Source organism: Roseiflexus castenholzii DSM 13941 (genome assembly GCF_000017805.1).
In the GTDB taxonomy this organism is placed as follows: Bacteria; Chloroflexota; Chloroflexia; order Chloroflexales; family Roseiflexaceae; genus Roseiflexus; species Roseiflexus castenholzii.
Genome location: NC_009767.1, coordinates 2232133 through 2246053 on the forward strand (window position 1 = coordinate 2232133; position 13921 = coordinate 2246053).

Annotated in this window: 9 protein-coding genes; 3 read left to right on the top strand and 6 right to left on the bottom strand. The window is 61.6% G+C overall.

Going from position 1 to position 13921, the window contains the following annotated elements:
• Positions 1–306: 306 nt before the first annotated feature.
• The 3 genes from RCAS_RS08915 to guaA form a co-directional block, all read right to left on the bottom strand.
• Positions 307–3381 carry an FAD-binding and (Fe-S)-binding domain-containing protein gene (locus RCAS_RS08915; RefSeq protein ID WP_012120255.1) on the bottom strand — a complete coding sequence of 1025 codons (3075 nt, stop codon included), beginning with the start codon at positions 3379–3381 and terminating at the stop codon, positions 307–309.
• Positions 3382–3431: 50 nt separating this feature from the next.
• A complete protein-coding gene (locus tag RCAS_RS08920; protein ID WP_232280213.1) occupies positions 3432–4202 on the bottom strand; it encodes a PocR ligand-binding domain-containing protein in 771 nt (256 codons plus the stop codon).
• Positions 4203–4323: 121 nt separating this feature from the next.
• Positions 4324–5862 carry a glutamine-hydrolyzing GMP synthase gene (gene guaA, locus RCAS_RS08925; protein ID WP_012120257.1) on the bottom strand — a complete coding sequence of 513 codons (1539 nt, stop codon included), beginning with the start codon at positions 5860–5862 and terminating at the stop codon, positions 4324–4326.
• A 2002-nt stretch (positions 5863–7864) separates the two neighbouring features.
• Between guaA and sixA the strand changes: the two genes are divergently transcribed.
• Positions 7865–8344, top strand: coding sequence for a phosphohistidine phosphatase SixA (gene sixA, locus RCAS_RS08930; RefSeq protein WP_012120258.1), 480 nt, complete (start codon positions 7865–7867; stop codon positions 8342–8344).
• A 224-nt stretch (positions 8345–8568) separates the two neighbouring features.
• Here sixA and RCAS_RS08935 read toward each other — a convergent pair whose 3' ends face one another.
• Complete coding sequence (locus RCAS_RS08935; protein ID WP_041330476.1) at positions 8569–10026, bottom strand: PD40 domain-containing protein; 1458 nt, start codon at positions 10024–10026, stop codon at positions 8569–8571.
• 263 nt (positions 10027–10289) lie between these two features.
• Between RCAS_RS08935 and RCAS_RS25080 the strand changes: the two genes are divergently transcribed.
• A complete protein-coding gene (locus RCAS_RS25080; RefSeq protein WP_041330478.1) occupies positions 10290–10757 on the top strand; it encodes a hypothetical protein in 468 nt (155 codons plus the stop codon).
• A 97-nt stretch (positions 10758–10854) separates the two neighbouring features.
• Positions 10855–10992, top strand: coding sequence for a hypothetical protein (locus RCAS_RS25085; RefSeq protein WP_157042595.1), 138 nt, complete (start codon positions 10855–10857; stop codon positions 10990–10992).
• Positions 10993–12434: 1442 nt separating this feature from the next.
• Here RCAS_RS25085 and RCAS_RS08945 read toward each other — a convergent pair.
• Both RCAS_RS08945 and RCAS_RS08950 read right to left on the bottom strand, forming a co-directional pair.
• Positions 12435–13019: a metal-binding protein gene (locus tag RCAS_RS08945; protein ID WP_012120260.1), complete on the bottom strand. Its 585-nt coding sequence runs from the start codon at positions 13017–13019 to the stop codon at positions 12435–12437.
• A 233-nt stretch (positions 13020–13252) separates the two neighbouring features.
• Complete coding sequence (locus tag RCAS_RS08950; RefSeq protein ID WP_012120261.1) at positions 13253–13645, bottom strand: VOC family protein; 393 nt, start codon at positions 13643–13645, stop codon at positions 13253–13255.
• Between the last annotated feature and the right edge of the window lie 276 nt (positions 13646–13921).

The window sequence follows — 13921 nt, forward strand, 5'->3', positions numbered from 1 at the left end:
GCGTTGACTTCTCCCTTGCCCTTCTTGCCTTCCCCGCTTTACCTTTCACACGGTTCACATCTTTGCGCCTCCGTGCCTGCCTGGAGCGGGCGCCCACAAGGAGGCGCCCCTCCATTCGCGCCTGCCCTTGGTGGGCGCATCCAGGGGGCGCCCCTACAATCTGGCGTTCTCGTGGGCGCACCCAGGGGGGCGCCCCTACGCCGCTGTGGGACTGATACGTTCAACGTTCAACATTCAACGGGTAACGTGAACCCTTCCTCCTGCCGGTAACGTTCCCTATTCAATTCAATGACAACCCACCCGTCGTCAGTTCAGTCGCGCCTGTTCGTGCAGATAGTCGATCAGTGGTTGGGTCACGAGCGGCACAACGTCGCCGATCATATGCGGCATGAGCCGATCAACGACCTTTGGCATCAGCACCGGCATCTGTTCCGCCATGTAGTCCGGCATCGGAATCATCGCGCCAACCCGCGCCAGCATGGCTGGCATCAGTTTCGGCATCATAAGCGGCAGCAGGCGCGGGAAGAGGATCGGAAAGAGCGGCTTCATCGCTTCGAGCGCGCCGGGGACCCTGCCCATCGCCCGCATCATGCGCCCCATGCCCAACGGCATAGCATCGATCATCTCGGGCCACATAGTCGTCATCAGACTGGCAAATCCCTCTGGGGTCATCAGTTTGATCATCGCCTCGAATACAGCCCACTGCGCGCGCACTTCCGGGTTCGGGTCGGGCAGTTCGTATCCAAGCGCTTCGGCAGCGAAGTGCGCCAGATCGACAACTTCGACCGGCAGGCGCTTCTTTTCGGCGCTGACCCGCAACTGAAACTCGCAGCACGGGCAGAGCGCCAGGATCTTCTCTGCGCCGATATCGAGCGCTTCATCAATGCGCGTCTTGCCCAGGTCGGCAGCGACATCAGGCTCTTTGATCAGCGTCAGCACCGAGCCGCAGCACTTCCCGCAGTCGCGGTTGCTCGCCATTTCGACGAAATGGACGTTCGGCACAGATTTGATCAGATCACGCGGCGGTTCGTAGACCCCCGACACCCGCCCGATGTGACACGAGTCGTGCCAGGTGACGGTCACCGGCGCCCGGTTGGTCTGCGGGAAGGCGAACTCGCTGGCGTGGATCTTCTCCGCAACGATCTCAGAATAGTGCTTTGCTGTGATATTGTACTCGATGCCGAGTTTCTTCGCCCATGCCGGGTAGACGTGTCGCCACATCATGTCGCACGCCGGGCAGGAACTGATGACAGTATCGGCGCCGGCGGCTTTGACGGCGGCAATGTTTTTCTTCATCGTTTCGACAAACAGGTCCCAGCGACCGGCAACCAGCATCGGCGTGGCGCAGCAATTTTCCTTCGGTCCCAGATAGGTGAAATCGACGCCTGCTGCGTCGAGCAGACGCACACTGGCGATGCCAATGTCTTGCTCGACATAACTGGCAGTGCATCCGGCGAAATAGACATTCTTCGCGCGATGATCAGGTCCGTGGCGCTCGTTCAGGTCTTTGGGGAACCATGCGTCGCGCCGTTCGCGGTAGCCTGCCCAAATGTTGCCCTGTGCGGTGAGTGCGGCGCTCATCATCTCGAATGGCGGGAAGGTCATCTTTTTCTGTTCGGTGATCAGTTGACCGCGCAGTTTCATCCACGCGGGTTCAATCGGTAGGTTGGCGGAGCAGCGCAGGTTGCACATTTCACAGGTGGTGCAGGCGATGAAGGTGTCCACCATGCGCTGGTTCCACTGTTCACGACCTTCCATGTATTCGCGCAGCCAGAACCACTTGCCGCGCGGACTCTGGCTCTCCCATCCGCGCCCGTAGAACTGGTCGCACTCATCGATGCAGTAACCGCACTGCGAGCAGGCGTAAGCGTACCAGGCGACATCGGCGGGAATGTCACGCACCGGACCGGTTGGTCGCTCGCCGATGGTCACAGGGACGGCGTTGCCGAAGCGCCGCACCAGCGGCTCAAAGCGCGACGCCAGATCGACGAAGGCGCCGACAGCGCCGCCGCCAAAGACTTTCCCTGGGTTCATCACGCCAGCCGGATCGATACGTGACTTGAAGGCTTTCAGTTGCGCCGCGCGCGCTTTGCCCAGCGCCTGATCCGCCTTGCGCGCAAAATAGATGCCGGTGGCGTAAGGGCGCCCGCCGTTTTTGATGGCGATATTCATCACGGTCAGCGCCAGCCCGAAGACCAGGTTGTACGAAAAAGAGCGCTGATCGGCGGGGATGAAGCCGAGAATGACAACTTCCGGGCTGCCATCGACGCCGAGTCGGATGACGACGCCCTCTTTGACGAGCGGTTGTGCAACAAGGCGGTTGTACGCATCGAGCGTATCTGCCAGGCGGTCGAGCGGCACAATCACTTCCGCCGGAACCAGCGACGGACTCAGGCGCTTGATCGTCATCAACTTGAAGCGCCCGTCCCACTCATGGCGGGCAATCTCATCGCTCAGGATTTCGGCGCCGGTCGCGGCGGCGATTCCCGGAATGGCGGATTGCACCGCAGTCGCGTCAGCGTCGCGGAACGCAAGGGTGAGAATATACGCTTTCGGCAGGATGATGCGCTGCTCGACGGGATGACCGTGGTGTTCGCGCAGCGGCGCTTCGTTCTTCATTTCCGCCATCTTCGGGTTGATGAAACTCATCGACCAGATCGGCAAGCGTCGATCAATCAGCGCCTGCAACAGCAACTGGAACGCATACGCATCGTACACAGCGAGCGCCAGTGTTTGAATGCCGGTCAGCCGCATCACTCGGAGCGTCACCTGGCTGATCATGCCGGTGATCCCTTCCGCATCAGCGACCAGATCGAGATCGGCGTCGCGCAGGTCGCGCACCTCACCCGACGGCAGCACCAGACGCGCCGATACCACATTCTCACGGAAGTAGCCAAACTCGTAACTGCCGATGCCCGCGCCACCCTGTGCGAGCCACCCGCCGACCGTGGATGACGGGTAACTCGTGGGATAGAGGCGCAAGGTCAACCCCTCGCGTTTCAGCGTCCTGTCGAGCTGTTCCCAGGTGATGCCCGGCTCGACGGTGACCGTTTGATCGGCTGCGTCGATGTGCAGCACAGTGCGCATCCGGTAAAAATCGACGACCACCCCCTTGCGGAGGGGAACGGCGCCGCCGTAGCCGGAGGTCGCCTTGCCGCGCGGCGTCAGCGGGACGCGGTTGGCGGACGCCCAGCGCGCCAGTTCGATCAACTCCTCTTCGTTCTGTGGTTGCACCACGGCATCGGGAAGCGTGTCACCCAGCAAGGGGGTGACGAGACCGGGAATGGCGGCAATGTCGTGACCGTAGAGTTTGCGCTCGATACGGTCGAACGAGACCCGCTCGCCAAACCGGTGGAGGAAGGAAAGATTGTCTGCTTTCATCGCTTGTCTCCTCCGCAACGCTGCGGAGCTGTCAACGCGGACAACAACGTTCAATCCGGGCGATCAAGAACGGCAAGGTCGCTGATCGCCCGCAGCCGACTGATCATCGTGGCGCGTTCGCGCCCGATTTCCTCGAAGGTGTGCGCAACTTTCTGCAACCAGACGCCGAGTTGTGCACGCATCCGCTCGTCCAGAATCGTCACTGCATCCAGCGCTTCGTCGAGTGCACCCGGATCGACGCCGACATCGCGCGCCAGCCGCTGCGTGTCAAGCGGTGTGGCGTCCACACGGAACTGACCGGCGATCAGCATCGCCGTTGGAAGCCCGTCCACCTCGATGCGCGCGTGGATGTACTTCAGCCCGGCGTGGCAGGTCGCAATCCGGGGGGTGCGGTCGCTTCGCGCCGCGAGCGCGCGCCACGAAGCGCGGCAGGCGGCTCTGCCCGCATCGGTCGCCTGGATCAATGCGCAGAAGCGGCATCCATTGCTCATCCGGGTCAACGGCTCGCCGTCGGTAGCGGTGGTGACAACGCCAACCCGCGTCAGATCGGCGAAGACATCCTGGATTGCCTGTACGCAATGGAGCGGCAGCGGAACGGGAGTGAGCGGTTGCGCGTAACGGGGGGCATCGGCTGGCGCCGAGCGACTCGCCGCAGCGGGTGACGCGCCCTGGAGCAACGTCTCGACTGCTCGACGGTGAAAACGCCACTGCTGCCCGACCTTCACCCCCGTTAACCGCCCTTCTTTGAGCATACGGTAGACGGTGGTTCGATCCAGTTTCAGCAGGTCCTGCACTTCACGGGTGGTCAGGAGATCGTTCACGGCTGCGATGTTGCAACAGGTTGCAATAGGATGCAATAGCAATCGCACACAGCATACCAGACGCAGCGCGCCATTCAAGGATTAGTATGACGCGCTGCGGTAGAGGAACGATAACCGATGGCTATTCCCACTCAATCGTTGCCGGGGGTTTGGAGGAGATGTCGTACACCACACGATTGACGCCGGGAACCTCGTTCACAATGCGGCTGCTCACGCGCGCCAGCAGTTCAGCGGGGAGGCGCGCCCAATCCGCCGTCATATAATCCTCGGTCGTCACGGCGCGGAGCGCCACCACATCAGCGTAGGTGCGTCCATCGCCCATCACGCCGACGCTGCGTACCGGCAACAGCACTGCAAACGCCTGTTGCGTTGCGCGGTATAATCCGGCAATGCGCAATTCCTGCATGAAAATGGCGTCGGCAGCGCGCAGCGTTGCGAGGCGCTCGCGCGTCACCGGACCAAGCACCCGCACGGCAAGCCCTGGTCCAGGGAAGGGATGCCGCCAGACCCATTCGTCCGGCAGCCCCAGGGCATGACCGGCGGCGCGCACTTCGTCCTTGAACAGGTAGCGCAATGGTTCGACGAGGGTCAACTGCATATCGGCGGGCAATCCGCCGACATTGTGGTGGGTTTTGATGGTTACGCCTTTCTGGCGATCCGGCGCTCTGCTTTCGATCACGTCGGGGTAAAGCGTGCCCTGCGCGAGGAAGCGCGCGCCTTCGATGCGGCGCGCTTCACGTTCGAAGATGCGCACGAACTTTTCGCCGATGATTGTGCGCTTCTGTTCCGGGTCGGCAACGCCAGCAAGCGCTTCGAGAAATTCATCTGCTGCATCGACGGCGATCAGGGGAATATGAAAATGCTCACGGAAGGTGGCGACAACCTGTTCGGCTTCACCCTGGCGCAGCAAACCATTGTCCACAAAAACGCACGTCAACCGGTCGCCGATGGCGTGATGGACGATCAGCGCGGCAACCGCCGAGTCGACGCCGCCGGAAAGCGCACAGATCACCCGCCCATCGCCGACCTGCGCGCGCACGCGCTCGATTGCCTCAGCGACAAAGTTTTCCGGTTGCCAGTCGCCGCGGCATTTGCAAATACGGAAGGCGAAGTTGCGCAATATGTCGCGCCCGAAGCGCGTATGCACGACTTCGGGATGGAACTGAATGCCATACCAGCGACGTCGGTCGTCGCCTGCGGCAGCAAATGGCGCGCCGGGGCTGTGTGCCAGCACGCGAAATCCAGGGGGCAGCGCAGCAATGTGATCGCCGTGGCTCATCCACACCTGTTGTTGTGTCGGCATATCGGCGAACAGCAGATCGGGATCGACGACGGTGATCTCTGCCGGACCAAACTCACGGCTCTGCATACCTTCGACGCGCCCACCGAGGGTGTGTGCCTGCAACTGCATCCCGTAGCAAATACCAAGCACCGGCAGGTCGCTTTCGAGCAGCCATGGCGGCAACTGCGGCGCGCCTGGCTCATAGACGCTTGCCGGTCCGCCGGAAAGAACAATGCCGCGTGGTTGCAACGCCCACACGTCGGCTTCTGGGGTGTCGTGCGGCAACAGTTCGCTGTACACGCCAAGTTCACGCAGGCGGCGGACGATCAGTTGCGCTGTCTGCGAGCCAAAATCGAGAACTGGGATTGATTCGTGCATAGGATTCAGGTGAAAGGCGCGAGGCGCGAGGCGCCGGACCAACAACGTGTGCCTGACAATCCATCAATTCGCGCATATGCTCAGGTTTCAATTATACCATTACAGCGGCAGACGATCAGTTGCGCTGTCTGCGAGCCAAAATCGAGAATTGGGATTGATTCGTGCATAGGATGCAGGCGTGAGGGGCGAGAGGCGAGGGGCGAGAGGGGCGCGACCATGGCGTAGCGCGAGATGTATCTCGCATTTGTAGCGAGGCGCGAGGTAAGAGGGGCGAGGCGCGAGGGGCTTGACCATGGCGTAGCGCGAGATTTATCTCGCATTTATAGCGAGGGGCGAGGCGCGAGGGGCGCGACCATGGCGTAGCGCAAGATGTATCTCGCATTTGTAGTGAGGCGCGAGGTGAGAGGGGCGAGGCGCGAGGTGAGAGGGGCGAGGCGCGAGGGGCGCGACCATGGCGTAGCGCAAGATGTATCTCGCATTTGTAGCGAGGCGCGAGGTGAGAGGGGCGAGGCGCGAGGGGCGCGACCATGGCGTAGCGCGAGATGTATCTCGCATTGGTAGCGAGGGGACTGACCATGGCGTAGCGCGAGATGTATCTCGCATTTGTAGCGAGGCGCGAGGGGCTTGACCATGGCGTAGCGCGAGATTTATCTCGCATTTGTAGCGAGGGGCGAGGCGCGAGAGGCTTGACCATGGCGTAGCGCGAGATTTATCTCGCATTTGTAGCGAGGGGCGAGGCGCGAGGGGCTTGACCATGGCGTAGCGCGAGATGTATCTCGCATTTATAGCGAGAGGCTTGACCATGGCGTAGCGCGAGATGTATCTCGCATTTGTAGCGAGGGGCGAGGCGCGAGGGGCCCGACAACAGCGTAGCGCGAGATGTATCTCGCATTTATAGCGAGAGGCTTGACCATGGCGTAGCGCGAGATGTATCTCGCATTTGTAGCGAGGCGCGAGGTGAGAGGCGCGAGGGGCGAGGGGCTTGACCATGGCGTAGCGCGAGATGTATCTCGCATTTATAGCGAGGGGCTTGACCATGGCGTAGCGCGAGATGTATCTCGCATTTATAGCGAGGGGCTTGACCATGGCGTAGCGCGAGATGTATCTCGCATTTGTAGCGAGGGACGAGGCGCGAGGGGCCCGACAACGGCGTAGCGCGAGATGTATCTCGCATTTGTAGCGAGGCGCGAGGTGAGAGGCGCGAGGGGCCCGACAACAGCGTAGCGCGAGATGTATCTCGCATTTATAGCGAGAGGCTTGACCATGGCGTAGCGCGAGATTTATCTCGCATTTGTAGCGAGGGGCGAGGCGCGAGGGGCTTGACCATGGCGTAGCGCGAGATTTATCTCGCATTTATAGCGAGGGGCGAGGCGCGAGGGGCTTGACCATGGCGTAGCGCGAGATGTATCTCGCATTTGTAGCGAGGCGCGAGGTGAGAGGCGCGAGGGGCGAGGGGCGAGGGGCTTGACCATGGCGTAGCGCGAGATGTATCTCGCATTTATAGCGAGGGGCTTGACCATGGCGTAGCGCGAGATGTATCTCGCATTTGTAGCGAGGGACGAGGCGCGAGGGGCCCGACAACGGCGTAGCGCGAGATGTATCTCGCATTTGTAGCGAGGCGCGAGGTGAGAGGCGCGAGGGGCGAGGGGCTTGACCATGGCGTAGCGCGAGATGTATCTCGCATTTGTAGCGAGGCGCGAGGTGAGAGGCGCGAGGGGCGAGGGGCGAGGGGCTTGACCATGGCGTAGCGCGAGATGTATCTCGCATTGGTAGCGAGGGGCGAGGTGAGAGGGGCGAGGCGCGAGGGGCGAGGGGCGCGACCATGGCGTAGCGCGAGATGTATCTCGCATTTGTAGCGAGGGGCCCGACAACGGCGTAGCGCGAGATGTATCTCGCATTTGTAGCGAGGCGCGAGGCGCCGGACCAACAACGTGTGCCTGACAATCCATCAATTCGCGCATATGCTCAAGTTTCAATTATACCATTACAAAGGAGTAACGCGATGGAACTCTATCTGCTCCGCCATGCGATCGCGGAAGAGCGCTCGAACGACGGCAGCGACTCGGCGCGGATGCTCACTCCCGAAGGTGCCGAGAAGATGCGCATTGGCGCGCGCGGACTGCGGCGGCTCGGTGTGGCGATCGACCGGTTACTGACCAGCCCGCTGACCCGCGCCCGCGAAACCGCCGAGATCGTCGGCGCCGCGCTGGATGTTGCTCCTGAGACGGTCGGTGCGCTTGCGCCGGGGTGCAACGCAGCGACGCTGATCGATCTGCTGGCGGATATGCCGCGCGCAAAGAGCGTCATGGTCGTCGGACACGAACCGGACCTCAGCAGCATGATCGCCGACCTGACCGGCGGCAGCCGGGTTGTGATGAAGAAAGGAGGGTTGGCATTGATCGACCTGTCATCGTTCGAACTCAGCGCCGGTTCGTTGCTCTGGGTGTTGCCGCCGAAGGTGTTGCGAGCGCTTGGGAAGTAGGACGAGCATCCTCAACTGTTATCGTGGGGGCAACTCCCTCCCCCGCTGAGGGAGGGCAAGGGGTGGAGGCAAAACCAGCGTGTGTGGAGGGCGCTCCCGGATGGCGGCATGCCGAACGCGCGCACCCGAAGGGGAACCGTCGTCGTAGAGACAGGCGAACCGTCGGTCTGCCTGCCGATTCGCGCGGGGATGAGCGCGTTGCATCAATCGTTTTGAGCGTCGCTCTAAGGCAGCCAGGCAAGTGGCGAGGCAAAATCAACATTGCTGATCAGGCGGATCGACGGCGCCACGCCCGGTTGCCACAGCCATACCTCGCCAGGAGACTCGGCGCCTGACGGGTCGAATGGTTCATTCAGCGGCACATCGGGACGCCAGCCGGGCGGGAGGAGCACCGCCAGGAGTGTCCCATCCGGTGACCAGGCAGCGCTGGCGGCGCGCGGCAGACGCGTCGCTGAACCACCGAGCATTGTCACCGATCCCTGTGGCAAATCGACAGTACGCAAGCCATCGAGCGCGACGACCTGCACCGACCAGTCGTCGTAGCCGCCAAAGCCACGTGCATCACTGTAGTTGTGCTCGATGATTGCCGTTCGCCGTCCATCGGGCGCGAAGCGGGAAGGCAGCAGCCATCCGGCGCCTTCAGCGAAGGGGCGTCCCTTCCCCTCGAATGACCCGCCGATCTCGCTCAGATTGACATCAACCTCGATCTGCATCCCGACGTAGCGATGATACGCAACCGATGCGCCATCAGGCGACCAGGCGGGCGCATAGACCAGCATGCCAGTATTGGGTGCAGGGGCGTCGGCGCCATCAGCGCGCGCAAAGTTCCAGGTATTTTCACCGCGCCGGTTGATCAGGCGAATGGCATTCCCGGCGACCGGCGCGCCGCCTGCGATTGCCGGATCGCGCAGCGTCGGCGGGGCGCTATAGGCGATGCGTCGACCATCAGGCGACAGTGCGGGATCGCAGCCATTTGCGAGTGCCTGGCGCTGCCCGCTTGCAATGTCGAGCACAACAATCTGGCCGGCGCTGCACCATAATGCCCGGTCGGGCCACGTCTGCGGCAGGAACTCGCTGGCATCGGCGGCGGCAAAGATCAGAGCGGCGTTATCGGGAGACCAGGAAAGCGACGCTTCGACGCTGCGATCATTGGTGATGCGTCGCAGGTCGCTCCCGTCGCGTCGCACCGTCCACACATCGAACTGTCGCTCGACCTCACGCACAACGGCGATGACATTCCCATTTGCAGACGGCGTGAATTCGCGCACCTGGTCGACGATCAGGCGCTCGCCGCCGGCATCGAATATCCAGAGCGCCCCGTCGCGCAGGAAGAAGAGTATGCCGGTGAACGACGATGTTGGTGGAACCGGTGTGGGAGGCGCAGGCGTGGGTGTCGCCGTCGGCGGTGGGGGCGCGACTGTGGGTTGTGGAGAAGGTATGGGTGTTGGTTCAGGCTGGCTTGTCGCCGGCGGTGCGGAGGTTGGTTCAGGCAGGCTCGTCGCAGGCGGCGTTTCCGGCGTTGGCGCCAGAATTGGCGTTGGTGGCGCCGTTATCGTTGGTTCGGAGGGAACCGCGGTCGGCGATGGGAATCCAGCGGCAGGGGAGGGTGCGCCGCCGCACGATACCATCAGCAGCACCAGGATCAGCAGGCTGACAGTTTGGAAGAAGGGCTTTCGATGCATGCGACCACCTGAGCGCCGAGAAGTGGGGACTGAGAACCAGGCATGGCGTGATAGGTCTCGTGCAGGCTTGCCCAAGAGATGTTGCGCGTGCCCACGGTTATGCCATTGGAAATCTCTATGTTTATTGTACCACGTCAGTTGATGATGCACCGATGACGTGTATCTGACACAATCGTCATAATATCCTCCCGTGTGGTAATGCTCTGGTAAGCGCAGCGGCGTACTATTCCATGGGATTTGGATCGATACATGAGTAATGGGACATGAAGCAGACTCAGACGACCATGACACCAACCAATCCACAGAGTCTCGACCAAAACGCCGAAAAGACACAGAGCACGTTTGGAAGCGCAGCGCAACACTCCTCCAGGCGACCATCGCAGCCGCGGATTGTCCTGCAACCGGTGGTGCTTGATGACATGGCAACATCAACGCCAGACATCCCGCGTCTCGAAGATATGACAGAATCTGAGATCGGACATAAAACGCGAGATGTTGAAGAAGAGCAGCGCAATCCTGTCCAGGCGCGGAGCGTGGCAAACATCCTGCGCGCCGACAGACGCAAGCGCAGATCGCATGATGGCACTGATCAGACGCGCATGATGCTGCTCGACTATCGTATATCGCTGCCGGGGCGTTCGGTCATCATTGGTGCGCTATTCATCTGCGGCGTGATCGCCGTCGCCCTTTTTGTGACCTTACTGCTGGCGGCGAAGGCGCCTATCGTCTGAGTATACCGGGAATATGGACTGGGAACGCAAGCGGAGTGCAGGCATTGCCCGCAATGTGCGGGACAACACCTGCACTTAACTTGTTTTCACGGAGAGGATGACCATCGGGCAGCAGTTCGATGCTGCGCTTGTCGTCTGGATGCACGTGTGCGTACAGCAGTGCCAGCGTAGGATGCGCCTGCCAGTGTATCCCACGCCACTCGCCGGTGATGTCGCCCTGCAATGGCGCGCGTGATGCGCAACCCGGATTATGTCATCAGTGTATCCCACACGCCACCCGCCGGTGATGTCGCCCTGCACCGTATATCGCTGCCTGTGAGTTACCCTGCCACTGACCGGCGTGCTGCGTGCCCCACCGAAGCGCTCACCTGCACCGTATATCGCCGCCTGTGAGTTACCCTGCCACGTCACCGGCCATGCCGCTCACCGGTGACCACCCGGCGTCCACGTCGCCTGCTGGCGTTCCGTCTGCGCCGTCGGCGTCGAACGCCACCTCTTATACCAATGACCGGTGATCATCCGGCCTTGTCACCCCGAGCAGCGCGAGGGGTCTGGCGCGACCCGCTTCGATTCCTCGCTGCGCTCGGAATGACAAGTCGCTGCGCTCGGAATGACACGCATGCGGCATCGTCAAGCGTCATTGGTATCACCTCTCGCCTCTCCCCTCTCGCCTCTCCCCTCTCCCCTCTCGCCTCTCGCCTCTCCCCTCTCGCCTCTCCCCTCTCCACAAATGCGAGATAAATCTCGCGCTACGCCATTGTCGGGCGCCTCGCGCCTCTCGCCTCTCACCTCTCACCTCTCACCTCTCACCTCTCACCTCTCACCTCTCCCCTCTCGCCTCTCGCCTCTCCCCTCTCCCCTCTCCACAAATGCGAGATAAATCTCGCGCTACGCCATTGTCGGGCTCCTCGCGCCTCGCGCCTCTCACCTCTCACCTCTCACCTCTCACCTCTCACCTCTCACCTCTCACCTCTCACCTCTCACCTCTCGCCTCTCCCCTCTCGCCTCTCACGCCAATGACCGGTGACCATCCGGCCTTGTCACCCCGAGCAGCGCGAGGGGTCTGGCGCGACCCGCTTCGATTCCTCGCTGCGCTCGGAATGACAAGTCGCTGCGCTCGGAATGACACGCATGCGGCATCGTCAAGCGTCATTGGTATCACCTCTGACCTCTCGCCTCTCGCCTCTCCACAAATGCGAGATACATCTCGCGCTACGCCATTGTCGGGACCCTCGCGCCTCTCACCTCTCCCCTCTCGCCTCTCCCCTCTCCACAAATGCGAGATACATCTCGCGCTACGCCATTGTCGGGACCCTCTCGCCTCTCGCCTCGCGCCTCTCGCCTCGCGCCTCTCGCCTCGCGCCTCTCCCCTCTCGCCTCTCACACAATGACCGGTGACCATCCGGCATGGTCACCCCGAGCAGCGCGAGGGGTCTGGCGCGACCCGCTTCGATTCCTCGCTGCGCTCGGAATGACACGTCGCTGCGCTCAGAATGACAAGAATGCGGCATCTTCAATCGTCATTGGTATTACCTCTGTCGCAGAGCGGTTGCAATGGCTCAGTGATTTCCATGATCGCGTTTTGATCGGCGATGAAGGACTCCAGGCGCGGCAACGGGCGATTCCGACACGGGGACAGAAGGAACGATCACTCATTGCCATATCCGGTGATGACCTTCACCTGTGTCTTCGGGCGCGGTCGTGGTTGCGATAGTCGCTGCGCAGACGTATCCCCGCCAGGTGCAGATAGCGTCTCCCGCCGGTCACCAGCCAGTCGGCGATCGTGTGTGCCGCGCTGCCGCTGATGAAGCCAAAGAGGAACAGGCGTACCATATCCGGGTTGCGGCGCATAAGGTCGAAGATCCATGCCGGCGCCTGTGCGTGCAGATCGGAACTGCCCAGACCTGCATATCCCAGGAGCCACGTCCCCCAGATGACAATCAGCATGGTGACGACGGAGAAATAGACCAGGCGCAACAGCGGCGCAATGATCAGACTATGGCTCCAGAAGTGGCGGTGTGGAATAATCCACATGTACGGTCGCCATATCCAGAAGAAGATGCCCCAGCGATTATCGATTGCCGAGTCGATGTCGAGATCGGGTGAGAAGAGAAGACCGGAGATCAGATGAGCGCCGGTGAGGACGGTTGCGCCGGTCGCCGCATAGTCCCGACCATTGGACTCCAGCAGTGCATAGGTCGCCGGCGCGAGGAGCGCACCGGTGGCGACGGTGATGATATCGTGGGTGGGTGTATCGGGCATGCGCCGGCCTGTACGGACTCTCAGCTGTTTTTTGAACCACAGAGCCACAGAGAACACAGAGGGGCATACAGATGCATCTCACGCGATCCCACATTCAATGGACAACTGCCGCTCCTTGCTTGCGATCTCTGTGCCTCTGCACCTTTGTGCGATAGACGACACGCATCACAGAACATACGCCCCTCTTTCGCATTCTGGACGCTCCCTGTGCACCATCGCGCTTCAGACAGCCTTTACCTCGCACGGGGCCACGCTGGATCGAGAAACCGCTGGATTTCGACCAGGTGCCCGTCCGGGTCGCGCAGAAAGCAGTGATAGATATTGAAGTGGGGGTTGTACTGCGGCGGTTGCGCAACAGTCACGCCACGATCCGCAAGATAGCGATGCCATTCGTCAACGTCGTGCGTCACCAGGGTCAAAATGAGCGATCCAGGCATTGGAGGCGCAGTAGTATCATTGCGCTGGCACACCCCCAGGTACGCATCACTGGCGACGCAATAAATTCGACACGTCCCCTGATCGAGCGCCAGCGGCAGGCCAAGGAGATCGCCGTAAAATGCGGCGCTGGCGTTCAGATCGCGGACGTAGATGAAGGTCACGAATTGTTCAAATGATGCTGGTCTCATGGTTTAACAATAGCACAGACATGCGAAATGTGCAAGATGCGGTTTCGCTCTGGGTGAGGCACTCGCGCTGACGCAAACGCCTGCGCTGGACGCCCGAAGCTCCGCCGGCGCGGGGATGGCGTGAACACGTCCGGGCGACGCGCGCGTGGGCGTGTGGGCGAGAGGGGAGAGGGGAGAGGGGAGAGGCGAGGGGCAAGAGACGAGAGGTGAGAGGTGAGAGGCGCGAGGGTCCCGACAATGGCGTAGCGCGAGATTTATCTCGCATTTGTGGAGAGG